Here is a 12,640-nt window from a genome sequence, read left to right on the forward strand (position 1 = left end):
GAACCAAGCCGCGCGGGGCGCCGGGAATCCTTCCCGGCGCCCCGCGCGCTGTCGCTGTCCTCGGCCGCGTGAGCGACCGGCCTTCGGCGTGTGCCGGTACCCGTCAGTGCGTGTGACGGCGCGCACGCCGGCCGAGGAGGAAGACCGCGCCACCCGCGGCGAGGAACGCGGCGGACGCGGCACCGAGCACGCCGGCCCGCTTGGTGCCCCCGCCGCCACCGGTGCTCGCCATCTGAGGGTTCGCCGCCTGCGGGTTCGTCGTCTGCGGCGCGGAGCCGGCGGCGGTCGCGCCGTGGAGGATCAGGTCGGCGACGGCGTCGGGCTGGGCGATGAGGGCCACGTGGCAGGAGTCGATCTCCACGGTGTGGGACTGGGCGCGCTTGGCCTCGAAGCGCTCCAGCTCCGGGTTGATGGCCATGTCCTGCCGGGCCACGAGGGCCCATGACGGGATGTCCTTCCAGGCCGCGACCTTGGCCGGCTCGGAGAAGGCGGTCGTGGCGACCGGACGCTGGGTGGCTGCCACGAGCTTCGCCTGGCTCTCGGGCAAGCAGGCGGCGAACACGGGGCGCACCTTGTCCCGCTTGATGTACAGGTCGGTGCCGCTCGTGTTCGCGGTCCGGTAGGGCACGGAGTTGGTTGCGGTGCCGAGGGCGCTGGGGAACCGGGCGGACAGTTGCATGCCGCTCTCACCCACGTCGGGCATCATCGCGGCTATGTACACCAGGGCCTTCACCTGCGGATTGCCCGCCGCTGCCGTGCTGATGACGGCACCGCCGTAGGAGTGCCCGGCCAGGACGATGGGGCCCTTGACGGACTTCAGCACCGAGGCGATGTAGGCGGAGTCGCTATACAGCCCGCGCAGCGGGTTGGACGGGGCCATTACGGTGTAGCCGCGGCGCTCCAGCCGTTCGATCACCCCGTTCCAGCTGGAGCCGTCCGCGAATGCGCCGTGTACGAGGACGATGGTCGGCTTCGTGCCGCTCGTCCCGCCTTCCGCCACGGCCGGAGCCGACGTCACCGCGCACAGGGCGGCGGCCGCGCACCCTGCCGTGGCGACGCGCAGGTTCTTGGCACGGAGCAGGGGGCGGCGTATCGCCAGTATCTTCATTCTGTGCTCTCTTTCCTCGAGGGCTGCGACACATCAGCCTTCAAGCGGCGGCGGCGGTGCGCCCGCCCGCGTGGTCCACTCGGGTGAATCCGGGGTGGCGGCGGAGTGAAAGCAGCTCACTTTGGTGGATTTCACGGGAGAAGTCGCCGGGGGTGCGGCCGGCAAGGTGCGCGCGGTCGTCCTGTCGAGGGAGGATGTGCCGATGCCGCTCGTCCCGACCGACGTCACCGTCGAGGAGAGCGTGGCCAACCTTGTTGACGTCGCGGCGTGCAGGGTCCGCTCGATGAAACGGCCGGAGCCGACATTCCACGTCGTCGCGCCGGACGCCGAAGGCAATCTCTCACTGCTCCGCCGGGAGTACTATCGTGTGCCCTGTGGAGATGCTGCACCTGCGGTATTTCGTGGCGGTCGCCGAGGAGCTGAACTTCTCGGCGGCGGCCCGTCGCCTCCACATGGCGGCGTCCCCGTTGAGCCAGCGCGTCAGGGACCTGGAGCGGGAGCTCGGGCTGCGGTTGTTTGACCGCGACACGCACCGTGTGGCACTCACCCCGGCCGGTTCGGCGCTGTTGCCGATCGCGCGCGACCTGCTCGACCGGTTCAACGCCGTCCCCTGGAGACTGCACGAGGCTACTGTCGCGCAAACCTGCAGCGTGCTGATGGGCATCCCTCCACTGCTGCACCCCGATCTCCGCTCCCGGGTGATCACGCTCACCGACTGCGTCCAGGAGCGGTTCGAGCTCCAGCGCTGGCCCGGCAGCACCATGGCCCTGGCAACCGGCGTCCGCGAGGGCAAACTCGCGCTCGCACTGGCCCGGTTGCCGCTGAGCGACATGGGCTTGGAGCAGGTGGTGGTCATGTCCGAGCTCATGGGTGCGGCGGTGCCGGCCGATCGCTTTGCCGAGCGGGATTCCGTCGCTCTCGCTGATCTCAAGGAACTCGCCTACGTCGCCCCGGCCAAGGAGATCAGGCCGCCGTTTTTCGACGTGATCGACCACTCACTGGCGGAGCACGGTATCCGAGATCGGATCGATCTGAGCGACACCGGCTTCTCCGGTATATCCGAAGTGATTTCTTGCGGGATGGCCTTCAGCATTACCATGCTTGCGCCGGAAAGTCCGATGCGCAGATATTACGAGGAGAACGTTCTGGTGCTGCCGATCGGTGACTTCCAGCCTGAGTTGAAGACCGCTCTGATCTGGCGCCGCGACCGCGCACACGGCGACCTCAAGGACCTTGTCGCCCTAGCGCGTGAGGTATTCGAAGCACACCTCCACCGTTGATTATTTCCCCGAGAACGCCATCATAGGATAATTCCGGAGAATGGTGTGACCACTGCGATGACACCGATTTTCCAGGTTTGATGATTCCGTCCGCCGTGGTTCCCATTAGCGTTGCATGGCAGATGCATCGAAGCCGAGGTCCGAGTGGAAGCACGGGTTGCGAGCGATCGATCTGTCGACCGTGTGATGGGTCCGTACGCGCCCCAGATCCTTGATGACGTTCGTGTGGACGTAGACGGCGGCGGAATCCTCGGCGGCCGGAATCCTCTATTGCCGGGCTCCTCGGTCGAGTCGCCCTTCTACACCATGCGGGTGAGTCACGATCGCTCAGCACGACGGCACTGGACCTGAACGTCAACCGCGACAAGCGCAGCGTCGCGCCTCACTGTGCCCGAAGCGTCGCCTCATGCGTCCAACTGTGCGCCGATGAGCAGGCCGAGCCGCTGCCATGCCGGGGACGATGCGTCGACCGTGCCCTGGATGAGGGCCGGGATCTCGGAGGCCGCATGCAGCTCGGGCAGTTCGCCGGGTCCGTAGCGTTCCCGGATCGCCTCGCCGATCCGGCGGGCGAGGTCGTCGATGCGAGGATCGCCGGCGTCGAGGTCGTGCGCGCCGTCGTAGTCGTGGAAGAGCTGCCGCAGCACGGGATCGGCCAGAGTCTCGGCTTGATCCTGAAACAGGGTGATCGCCCGGTCCGGGTGGGTGGCGAACACGAGGATCCACAGATCACGCTGCAGATCCACCCACCGAGGGGTGAACCCCCATCGGACCAGGTCCTTCAGATGAGCATCGACCTCGGTGGGCAGCGGTGCCAGATGTCCGGCGGCAAGCCGGTGCAGGCGCCCTTGCGTGGTTCGCAGCCGACGGATGCGGGCGGTCAGCTCGTCGTCGATCTCGCGCAGCGCCTGCTGGAACTCCTGCCCGGTCGCTGATCTCAGATCCCGGATACGAGCCAGCGGGACTCCGGCTTCGGCGAGCGTCCGAATCTTGATCAGGTCGATGGCGTCGTGCGCGCCGTACCTCCGGTAGCCGGACGCATCACGGCCGGGCTCGGCAAGCAGCCCCTTGTCGTGATAGACGCGAATGGTCTTGACCGACACTCCGACGTACCTGGCCAGCTGCCCGATGGTGATCACCTGGCCATCGTCCCATTTGACCTTGCCCCAGGGGCAGGGTTGCACCATGGCGTCATGGCGAACACGAACATCGACCGGGAGACCCTGCGCGAGCTGGCCGACGAGGGCAACGAGAGCGCTCTGGACCGGCTGGCCGACCTTGCCGACGCAGCCGACGAGGTCGGGGAGCTAAGTGAGCTGCTGGACGAGGGATCCCTGCACGCCGGGCTCCTTCTCACCCAACGCGCGGCCGCCGCCGGCGACCTGCGCGAGCTGCAACGGATCCACGACGCCGGGTACGACGAGGCCGCGAACGAGCTGAACCGGCTCCTCAAGACACCAGCCGACAAGCACCACATGTAGAACCCTCAGCAGCCGAAGCGACCGCCCGAGCACGCCCCCGGGTCAGGCCCGCTGCGGCAGTTCACCCCCGCCCACCCGAACCACCCAAGCCACACCGTGCTGAGCCGGGCCCTGCACGCCAGCCTTCGCCGGCGGGACAAGAACGCACGACACCCCGACGTCCTCTCAGCCCAGCACCGCCGAGCCTGCACCACCCACATTCAAGTGGCCTGGTCCAGTCACTGGGTGTGGTGCCGGGGCGGCAGTCCGCCCCGGCACCCACACCCTTCGACCACTCCTCGGCGCGTCCGCCCGCAGCCGGTTACTCACGTCCACGGCCAGGACGAGCCGGCCTTCGGCGGCCTAGGCTGGGGCAATGCGGCCAGAGGCTGCCGCAGCCGCCCGGCGCCGAACCGGAGTACCCGGTGACACTTGCAGAACTGATCAGCCAACTGACTGAGAAGGATGACGGTCTGACCGTTTTCGCCAGCGAGCCCTGGACTGCGCGGAGCGACGCGATGGCTGTCGCCGACCGGGAAGGCACAAGCCGGCCAGATGCAGAGGGCCGCACCTACCTCCTGGCAACCGCCCTGATCCACGACGTCCTGGAAACCTGGCGTGCGCACCATGACGGGGCCATTCCCTCCCCGCAACAGGCATGCGAGGCAGTCGTCTACTACGCCGAGAACGATACATACCTATACCCGGACGAAGACCAGCCCTGATCAACCCGCCCCGGACTCGCACTCCTGGTGCGCCCACCTTCACGTCGCCCAGGGCTGGGAAATTTCCGCGCAAGACCCTTCCTACTTGGCCCATGACCTAGGGCGTGTATCGAATGTGCTGGTCACAGCCACTCGTTGATGGCTGCGACGAGGACGGTCGCCTCGTAGCGGACCGCGAGTTTGTCGTAGCGCGTCGCCACGGCGCGGTGTCTTTTGAGCCGGTTGATCCCGCACTCGACCGCATGCCGGGCCTTGTAATCCTCGGCGTCGAACTTGGGCGGCCGGCCACCGCGAGAGCCGCGATTCTTGCGGTGGGCCGCCTGGTCAGCCTTGTCCGGGATGGTGCATCGCATTCCGTGTCGCGCGGTTCTTGCGGGACGCGTACGCCTTGTCTGCACGGACCCGGTTGGGCCGGGTCCGGGGCCGTCCGGCGCCCGGGCGGGCGACACGGACCTTCTTCAGGACAGGTTCGAACTGCGGGGAGTCACCGCGCTGTCCGGCCGTGATCACGACGGCCATCGGCTTCTGGCCCTGCTCGACGGCCAGGTGGAGCTTGGTGGTCAGACCGCCGCGCGAGCGCCCAAGGCCGTGGTCGTCCGGCTCGACGGTGATCCCGCCGGGCGGCTCCTTCTGCAGGTCCCCCTTTTCCGCGCCCCGGCAGCGTGCTGGTGGGCCCGGCATACGGTGGAATCGATGTTGAGGTCCCAGGTGATGAGATCCTTGGCATCGGCCTGGGCCTGCAGTTCGCTGAAGATCCGCTGCCAGGTGCCGTCCCGCTGCCAACGGCGGAACAGGTCGTACGACCTGGCCCAAGGTCCGTATCGCTCCGGTATATCCCGCCACGGGACTCCGGTCCGGGTACGGAACCGTATGCCGTCGATCAGCTGCCGCCGACTCCACCTCGGTGGACGTCCGGGTTTCATGCCCTTGGGCAACAACGACACCAACCGAGCCCACTGCATATCCGTCAGATCTCCACGTGCCACCCGGTGATCATTACAGACCGTGATCTACTTCTGGTCATCGAGTCGATCACCAGAAAGCCAAGGTCATGACCACCCACTGCTGCGAAGCGATGAGCCGCCGCGTGAACGTGCACTGCGACCAGCACGACGGCCCCTTCGCCTGCCCGGATGCACTGATCGAATTCAGCGCCAAGTTCCAGGAGTACGGGCTGATCATCCACGACGGCGGCACGTCGAGCATCACCATCGACTTCTGCCCCTGGTGCGGACGACGCCTCCCCGAGTCACAACGGGACCGATGGTTCGACGAACTGGAACGCCGCGGGATCGATCCGGGGGAGGACGAAGTCCCCGCCGAATTCCAGGACGACCGCTGGCTCGCCGCCCCGCCTCGGGACTGACGAACCAACACCCACCCAAGCCACTTCCGATACACCCCCTAGACGCCCCCTTCGCCGTCACACCACCCCCATGGCAGGCCGAAGCCTTCAGGAGCGACATTGCCGGGAGCGCCAGGGCCCCCACGGCCGGCGGACTGCAGGACTGGTGGCCACGAACGCTGACCAGCGCAGCAGCTACCTGGCGCCATTCCGTGTGTGCGCCGATGAGACGAGCGTGTGCCTGACGCCGTTGCCGGTCCTCTCGTTCCCCGCCTCGCTCGCCATCGCACTCGTCGGGCTGATCGCGGCGTACAGGCTGCTGGGCATCCGCCCCGGGCTGACGGTCATCCCGCCGACGCTCCTGCGGGCACCGTTCCCGCTCAACGGCCGCGCCTTCGTCCCCAACTCCCAGAACACCAGCACGCGCACGCGCACGGTGGTGGCGTCGCTCGGCCGCATTCGCGTGCGCCGTTCTGCCGCCGTGCGACCACGGACTGTACGGCGGGGCGGCGTCGTCGTCCGACGCGGTGACCCGGCGGCCCGGAGATCTGGTCGTCACCAATTTCGGGTCAGCGGCTCGCGCGTTCCCAGGCGGTGTCCAAGGCGATGCCCTGGAGTTGCTGGATGTCCAGCGCGGGTTCGCTGCGGCTGGCTGGAAGGCGGTAGGCGCGTGCGTTGACTGCGGAGATCACGACACGCAGGCCGTCCTTGCGGAGAGTGTCGACGGACCATTGGATCGCGCCCTTGCCGCCCTTGAGTGCGGGACCCTTGCGGATGCTGACGAGGGTGCCGTCAGGCAGCATGTCGGCCTTCTTGAACAACTGTGCCATGGTGGCGTCGTCGGGCTTCCACCGCTGGACGTTCACGGCTACCAGGCTCTTGCCGTGGCCGTCATCGACCGTGAGGTGTCCGAAGCCCGCCGACCCGTCGGCCTGCGCAGCCTGCAGTCCTGGCGGCAGCAGTTGCTCGATGAGGTGGCTGATCTGCTGTCCGGTCATCCGGGAGACCGATCCCGTCCGAGGGCCACCGCTGGGCGGCTCGGGCATCGCCGAGAGAACGGGCTTCCACACAGTGGAGATAGCGATCTCCGAGAGCTGCTCGAGCGTCAACGGATAAGAGGCTTCCCTGACCTCCGCATTGTCGCCCTCTTCATTGGTGCTGCCGCTTTGGGATACCAAGACCTGCTTGCCGTCCTTGTACGTCACCAGTGCGCTGTAGAGCTTGGCGCCGGACGGGTTTCCCTCGTGTTCGGGAGACCGGTCCAATACAACCCTGACTCCACCAGGCAGCGTGTGCTGCGTGCATTGGCTGTAGGGGTTGTAGGCCGAATCCGGGCATTGCGTGAACTGATCGGGGATGGGGACGGGATACCAGGTGAGGGCGACCCGCACCTTCGCCGCCCTCCCGTCCCGCTCGAAGACCAGTTCAGCAGAGGGCGGCGGTCCCGGCTTGTCGCCGCGCTCCTGTCCCTGCCCTCGCTGCGCAGAAAACTTCCCTTCGGGGAGCAAGGTCTCGAGAAGGTGCACCATCTGTGGCGCCGATGCGGCTGTCAGGGTAGCTGTGGGGGGCCGGCTGTCGTCGTGCGGGGAGCTGCAGCCGGCGAGCACCGCTGCACTCAAACCGACCGATAGGACCGAGGCGTACGCTCTCCGCCCGGCAGAGCGGCTGACGGTCCACCATGCTGCGCAGGCACCGTTCAGGTGGCTAGCGGCCGTCGCGGAGTGAATTCGTGGCTGCGAACTGGTCGGCAGCATTGGGAGGCGGCGTGCCCGGACAGGCGGGCGAAGTCCCGTAGGGTCGTTTGACATCGCAGATTACCGTGTATCGGTCGTTCGGGGGTTCGGGCAGATCCCGGACGTCCAGGAGAAGTGACGTAAAGCCAGGATCTAGGATCGGCGCGCAGAGACATGAATTGCGAATGGCACTGTCCCTGGACAGTGACGCGTGCCGCAGGTGCTGTGCACACTCGGAGACTGGTTCACGGGCCCCAGGGGGCAGAAGCCCACGATGTGATTGCTTCTGCCCCCTGGGGTGGCCGTCAGGCTTCGGGATAGGACATCGAGCTGATGGCGTCGTTGTAGGGGTACGACAGCTCATTCCAGACGAAATTCGGCTTGAAGTACCCGTAAGCCCCCTGGAAGTTCACGTCATTCCAGGTCTCGATGGCGTAGGCATTGGTCGCAAGAGACGAGATCTTGTCGTTCATGCCCTGCTTACGAAGGTCGGCAGACCGCGGGGGTTCGTAGAAACCCTGCGCCATGCAGTAGGCCATGTAGGTCGCATCGCACAGCTTCCAGTACACACCCTGCGCATTGGCAGGCCTGGCGGTGGCGGTTCCGGCGCTGGTACGGATCGTGTCGGGGCTCTTGTCGGAGGCGGTGGCGGTTCCGGCGCAGGTGCCGATGACGCCAGCGGTTATGGCAAGGCCGGCAGTTGCCCCGATCAGGGCCTCTTTGAATCGCATGGTGTTTCTTTCTTGAAAGGGTGGGCCGGGACTTGCGCGTACATCAACAGCCCCGGCGCGCCCGTCGCTTTGCGCTTGAACTTGCCCTGGTTGGTGCTGCGAGGGGTGAGGGCGTCTCGCCGTGGCGCGAGGAACGTCGACCTCGGTGCCGCAACTGACCGAGAGCTTCGCCTCATCCGCCCCGCACAGACGTCACGCGGTGACTGGCGTTTTGAAAGTAAGGAACTCGCCAAGACCTTCGTGAGTTTTGCTGAATTTATCCGACCGAAGAGGCTTGATCATTGATCCACGCCGGAAGGCTCGCCCATTGCTCATTCGCACCGAACGTGAACTTCTGGCCGGAGTCTCCCGTCTCTGACCACAAGCTATGTCCATAGCTCGACCAGCTTCGGAGCGACGAGATCCTGTTGTCCATATTGCCGGCGGGAGTGTACTTCAGGTTGTAATTGACCTGCCACTCCTGCAACTCGTAGCAATCACCCTGGAAGTTATTGTCGGAAAAATACTGTATATAACCGGGGGTGCCGTAGTGGGTGCAGTTCCCAGCCGCGCTAGCGCTGGGGGCGAAGGTGAGAAAACCTCCGGCGGCCACCATGGCGACCACAGTCGACTTAAGTCGGACATTCTTGATCATGTTTAGCTCAATCCTTGCGAGACGGAGACGTTCTCGATTCGCACTGCTCGACGAACATGTGCGACGTCATGTATGACGCATTGATGCTGCCACGCAGGACCTCGGATTGGTCGGTGGTTGATGCGTCCTTTACGAGTTGAGGTTGGGCATTAATAGGTCCTGTATGGGCTCGTTGTCTGCACATTGACTGGCCTGCCGCCGCTCGCCTTGCCTCGATGGCTCATGTGACGCCCCGCACCACGATGTCGAACGCACAGAGGCCATCGTCCTTGCACGGCCGTAGTACCGCCGCACGGCCCCCTCGACATGCGGGACTGTCCCCGTGCACTGCCGGAACGCACCGAGACCTGCTCGACGTGGAGGTTGACATCAACGTGGATTGCGACCAGGTAGGCCACGGGCGCGTCTGCTCGATCCACCGCGACCCAGGCCAGTCCCGCCTGGTGGTAGCTTCAGCTCGTTGAGTGGCAGAACGTCTCCGGTGGCAATCTCTGGCATGCCGACGTCGCGAAAGCTCGCGTCGGCAGCCTGCTCGATGTCCTGCAGCAGAGGCAGTTCGTCCACGTGTGCTGCTCGAATGCTCATGGACGCATTGTCCTGAGCCGGTGGCTCAGCGCCACCGAATCACCAGCACGTCATCGCCTGCCTGGGCTGCCACTTCGCCGAGGCCCGTGACATCAAGCGCACCTACAACGACGGTGTAACCTCACCGACGCCACGAAGATCGTCAACGAGCACGCCACTACTTTCCGCGCGTTGCCCAGCGACGTCCCGGCCCGCCCGGACGACGACGCCGTCACCGCTTTCGTCACGATCCGCATGCTCATCCGACGCTCGACCGCCCGCTACCGCTGGGACGGCCGCCCCGACGCCTCAAGTGATCCATTTGCCGGTCGGTCGAAGCATGTCGTTCATCGTCCGGCCTCGAACACGGCTCGAACTCAGTGAGGTCTTCTCAGCAATCCGACGATTGCAGTGCGTGATGTCGGTGTGCGGGTCACCGTGCACCGCTGTATGGATGAAGGTGCGCCCCGCGCACCCGCTTCGCGTACCAGGCTCAATGAACTGGCGATGGCCACCCAGTACGCCGGAGGATCTCCGCGGCGATCTCGCCTGCGGGCCGGTCGTCGGTTACCACTCCCAGATCACCAAGCCCGTCCAGGGCGCCAAGGGCCCGTGCCGCCTGGTCGGCGATCTCGCGTAGTCGAGCCTGCGGTTGCCCGATCAGTTGGTCGCCGGCGAGACCCCGGGCTGGAGTGATGCCTCTGCCCCGGCGCCTGACCCGGTCGGCCAGTGTCCGTCGGCTGGCGTGCAACTGGCACAGTGTGATCGTGGCGGCAGGCAGCGCTGCGGCGTACGCCCCCATGTCCTCGGGCCGGTCGAGTGGGCCGACAGCGATCAGACATCCCGCTCCGTTGGCCCGAAACGCCCGCCAGACCGCGGCCAGGTTAGCCGCCTTGAGCCGGTGGTTGCCCGGGTCGCCGGCCGGGGTGGGGCGGTGGAAGCCGATCTGGTCGAGGTCCACGAACGCGGCGTGCACACCGGCCCGCCGGACCTGCTGGTATACCTGCCAGCCGACGGTGGACTTGCCGACGGCGGCCGGCCCGCACAGCCAGAGGATCTCGCCCGGCGTGCGGTCCGGTTCCCGTCGCATCATGCTCGGGTCTTCCATCCGTGCCCACAGATCGGGCCACCCGGTGCGCGCCCGGACCCGGTCGGCGACCTCGGTGACGGTCAGCCCGGTCGTGTCGATGCAGAGATCGGTCGGGAAGGCGCGGTCGAGGGCGTCGGCGTACGCGAGTTGCTCTGCGAGGTCTTCGTTCGGGCGACCGCGGGCGGCCAGTCGTCGGCCCAGCTCCGCCGGCTCGGCCCGCAGCCGACAGGCAGTCACCGTAGCGTGCGGTACGAGGTCGGCGTCCACCCCGCGATCCGGATCGGTGACGCCCGGAACGACCAGAGACCGGGCACCGGCGTCAAGGAAGTTGGTCACCACCCCGTCGAGAGCACGTGCCTTGAGCCGATGGCGGCCCGGATCTGTGTCCGGCTCGGGCGCCCAGTGCCGTGGCGTCGGCGGCGCATAGCACATCCCGAGCTGGTCGATGTCCACATATCCGGTGGGCGTGCCCGCCCCGGCGAGCTGGACGAACACCTCCCAGGCCACGGTGGTCTTCCCGACCCCTGACGCCCCATACAGCCACAGCACCGGTAGCGCGATCACGATGGCGAGTATCGGGACCGGCAAGCGCCCGGTCGAGCGATTTTCGTCGCTCGGCTGCGGAGACCGTGTCACCCTTCCCGTGGTCTCGCTGGGTCTGCTGGTCGGGGGTGAGCTGCTGGAGCGCAGCACGAGCCGCTGCGCATCTCGTTGGCCATCTACACGACGTTGTGCACGTTCATCCGTTCCTGGCTGTGCGGCCTGCACGCCGACACGTGGACGGGGTGTGGTGTCCGGAGCCGGGTTGATGACCTGGCGTCAGACGCAGGTGAAGCCCTTGGTAGGAACGGGTCTGCGAAGATCAAGTTCCGTAAGACCAAAGGCTTCACGTGCCCTCCAGTATCACCTATACCGCCGTCCTCGGTGTCAGTCGGGCGACCGCCGAGCATTTCGCCCGACTCCTGCACGAGCACAGGCAGCGGGTCGGCACCGCAAGAAGACTCGGGCGCTGGGCGTCTTCAAGCAGGCGGTGCTGGTCCTGCGGTGGTTCGTCGACGGCGCCCGGCTGTCCCAGCTCGCCCCCGACAACGTCATCGCGCTGCCCACCTCCTACCGTTACCTGCACGAGGGCCTGACCGTGCTCGCCGACCACGCACCGGACGTGTCCACCGCGTTTGAGCGGGCCGCGGCGGCTGGATACACCCACTTCAACCTGGACGGCTCCGTCATCCGCACCGACCGCGTCGCCGCCCCCGGCCCCAACGGCGCGGATCTTTGGTGGTCCGGGAAGCACAAGCATCATGGGGGCAACGTGCAAGTCATCTCCGTCGCGGACGGCTGGCCGATCTGGGTCTCCCCGGTCCGTCCAGGCCGGGAGCACGACACCACCTGCGCCCGCAGCCACGGCCTGCTCGACGCCCTCAACCGCCTCGCTGCCGCCCTGGACGTCCCGACCCTGACCGACCTGGGCTACGAAAACGGCGGCCGCGGCTTTCGTCACCCGGTCAAGAAGCCCCAGGGCGGCGAACTCACCGAGCACCAGCAGGCATTCAACAAGGTCATCCGGGGCGTCCACAGCATCGCCGAACGCGCCAACGCCTTGCTCAAGGTCACCTTCAAGGCCCTGCGCAGGGTCAGCCTCGACCCTGCTGCCATCACGCGGATCGCCCGCGCCACCCTCGTCCTGCTCCAGCTCCAGCTCCAGCTCCAGCTCCAGCTCCAGCTCGAACACGGACGCACCACCTCAAAGAAGGTCACAGAACGTCACAATGCGTTGCCGAGAAGGCTTCAGTGAGGGTTATGGCAGTTCACCAGCCATGAAAGCGGCCTTCGGGCGATCCTTTGCCCCGTCACAGAGGCACCGGCCGTCCGTCGATGCGGGAGGTCACATGACGACGGCGCCGGCCCCGCAACAGGGGACGGCGCCGTGGTGCCAGGTATGGGTCAGGCCGCGTCGACGACTCCGGACGCAG

General features: G+C 66.6%; 10 protein-coding genes and 3 pseudogenes. 5 read left to right on the forward strand and 8 right to left on the reverse strand.

Annotated features, from left to right (window positions below):
• Positions 1–103: 103 nt before the first annotated feature.
• Positions 104–1,108 carry an alpha/beta fold hydrolase gene (locus ACFV0T_RS41520; RefSeq protein ID WP_385790645.1) on the reverse strand — a complete coding sequence of 335 codons (1,005 nt, stop codon included), beginning with the start codon at positions 1,106–1,108 and terminating at the stop codon, positions 104–106.
• 380 nt (positions 1,109–1,488) lie between these two features.
• Between ACFV0T_RS41520 and ACFV0T_RS41525 the strand changes: the two genes are divergently transcribed.
• Complete coding sequence (locus tag ACFV0T_RS41525; protein WP_385790659.1) at positions 1,489–2,388, forward strand: LysR family transcriptional regulator; 900 nt, start codon at positions 1,489–1,491, stop codon at positions 2,386–2,388.
• Between the two features lie 404 nt (positions 2,389–2,792).
• Here the strand turns inward: ACFV0T_RS41525 and ACFV0T_RS41530 are convergent, their stop codons facing one another.
• Positions 2,793–3,524, reverse strand: a complete 732-nt coding sequence (locus ACFV0T_RS41530; protein ID WP_385790647.1) for a MerR family transcriptional regulator — start codon at positions 3,522–3,524, stop codon at positions 2,793–2,795.
• A 54-nt stretch (positions 3,525–3,578) separates the two neighbouring features.
• Here ACFV0T_RS41530 and ACFV0T_RS41535 point away from each other — a divergent pair, with 54 nt between their 5' ends.
• Positions 3,579–3,866 (forward strand): hypothetical protein, encoded by a 288-nt coding sequence (locus tag ACFV0T_RS41535; RefSeq protein ID WP_385790649.1) that lies wholly within the window; start codon positions 3,579–3,581, stop codon positions 3,864–3,866.
• Between the two features lie 404 nt (positions 3,867–4,270).
• Complete coding sequence (locus ACFV0T_RS41540) at positions 4,271–4,570, forward strand: hypothetical protein (protein ID WP_385790661.1); 300 nt, start codon at positions 4,271–4,273, stop codon at positions 4,568–4,570.
• 122 nt (positions 4,571–4,692) lie between these two features.
• On the opposite strand, the pseudogene ACFV0T_RS41545 reads toward ACFV0T_RS41540, so the two are convergent.
• A pseudogene (locus tag ACFV0T_RS41545) lies at positions 4,693–5,556 on the reverse strand (IS5 family transposase).
• Positions 5,557–5,621: 65 nt separating this feature from the next.
• Here ACFV0T_RS41545 and ACFV0T_RS41550 point away from each other — a divergent pair.
• On the forward strand, positions 5,622–5,936 hold the full coding sequence (locus ACFV0T_RS41550; RefSeq protein WP_385790652.1) for a DUF6980 family protein: 315 nt from the start codon (positions 5,622–5,624) through the stop codon (positions 5,934–5,936).
• Between the two features lie 548 nt (positions 5,937–6,484).
• Here the strand turns inward: ACFV0T_RS41550 and ACFV0T_RS41555 are convergent.
• From ACFV0T_RS41555 to ACFV0T_RS41575, 5 genes and pseudogenes are all read right to left on the reverse strand, one after another.
• A complete protein-coding gene (locus ACFV0T_RS41555) occupies positions 6,485–7,444 on the reverse strand; it encodes a hypothetical protein (RefSeq protein ID WP_385790654.1) in 960 nt (319 codons plus the stop codon).
• A gap of 509 nt (positions 7,445–7,953) precedes the next feature.
• The gene (locus tag ACFV0T_RS41560; RefSeq protein WP_385790656.1) at positions 7,954–8,379 is read right to left on the reverse strand and encodes a hypothetical protein; all 426 of its coding nucleotides are present in this window, start codon (positions 8,377–8,379) and stop codon (positions 7,954–7,956) included.
• Positions 8,380–8,635: 256 nt separating this feature from the next.
• Positions 8,636–9,013 carry a hypothetical protein gene (locus tag ACFV0T_RS41565; RefSeq protein ID WP_385790657.1) on the reverse strand — a complete coding sequence of 126 codons (378 nt, stop codon included), beginning with the start codon at positions 9,011–9,013 and terminating at the stop codon, positions 8,636–8,638.
• Between the two features lie 320 nt (positions 9,014–9,333).
• A pseudogene (locus ACFV0T_RS41570) lies at positions 9,334–9,598 on the reverse strand (GNAT family N-acetyltransferase); the annotation flags it as partial.
• Between the two features lie 472 nt (positions 9,599–10,070).
• Complete coding sequence (locus tag ACFV0T_RS41575; RefSeq protein ID WP_385790658.1) at positions 10,071–11,435, reverse strand: hypothetical protein; 1,365 nt, start codon at positions 11,433–11,435, stop codon at positions 10,071–10,073.
• A gap of 122 nt (positions 11,436–11,557) precedes the next feature.
• Between ACFV0T_RS41575 and ACFV0T_RS41580 the strand changes: the two are divergent.
• Positions 11,558–12,462, forward strand: a pseudogene (locus ACFV0T_RS41580) (transposase family protein).
• The last annotated feature ends 178 nt before the right edge of the window (positions 12,463–12,640 follow it).

Origin of the sequence: Streptomyces sp. NPDC059582, assembly GCF_042735715.1 — a bacterium.
Classification (GTDB): Bacteria; Actinomycetota; Actinomycetes; order Streptomycetales; family Streptomycetaceae; genus Streptomyces.

Bases quoted from the DNA above. Each gene is read 5' to 3' on its own strand.
- ACFV0T_RS41520 (WP_385790645.1), bottom strand. From the start codon at position 1,108: ATGAAGATACTGGCGATACGCCGCCCCCTGCTCCGTGCCAAGAACCTG.
- ACFV0T_RS41525 (WP_385790659.1), top strand. From the start codon at position 1,489: ATGCTGCACCTGCGGTATTTCGTGGCGGTCGCCGAGGAGCTGAACTTC.
- ACFV0T_RS41535 (WP_385790649.1), top strand. From the start codon at position 3,579: ATGGCGAACACGAACATCGACCGGGAGACCCTGCGCGAGCTGGCCGAC.
- ACFV0T_RS41550 (WP_385790652.1), top strand. From the start codon at position 5,622: ATGACCACCCACTGCTGCGAAGCGATGAGCCGCCGCGTGAACGTGCAC.
- ACFV0T_RS41555 (WP_385790654.1), bottom strand. From the start codon at position 7,444: ATGGTGCACCTTCTCGAGACCTTGCTCCCCGAAGGGAAGTTTTCTGCG.
- ACFV0T_RS41560 (WP_385790656.1), bottom strand. From the start codon at position 8,379: ATGCGATTCAAAGAGGCCCTGATCGGGGCAACTGCCGGCCTTGCCATA.
- ACFV0T_RS41565 (WP_385790657.1), bottom strand. From the start codon at position 9,013: ATGATCAAGAATGTCCGACTTAAGTCGACTGTGGTCGCCATGGTGGCC.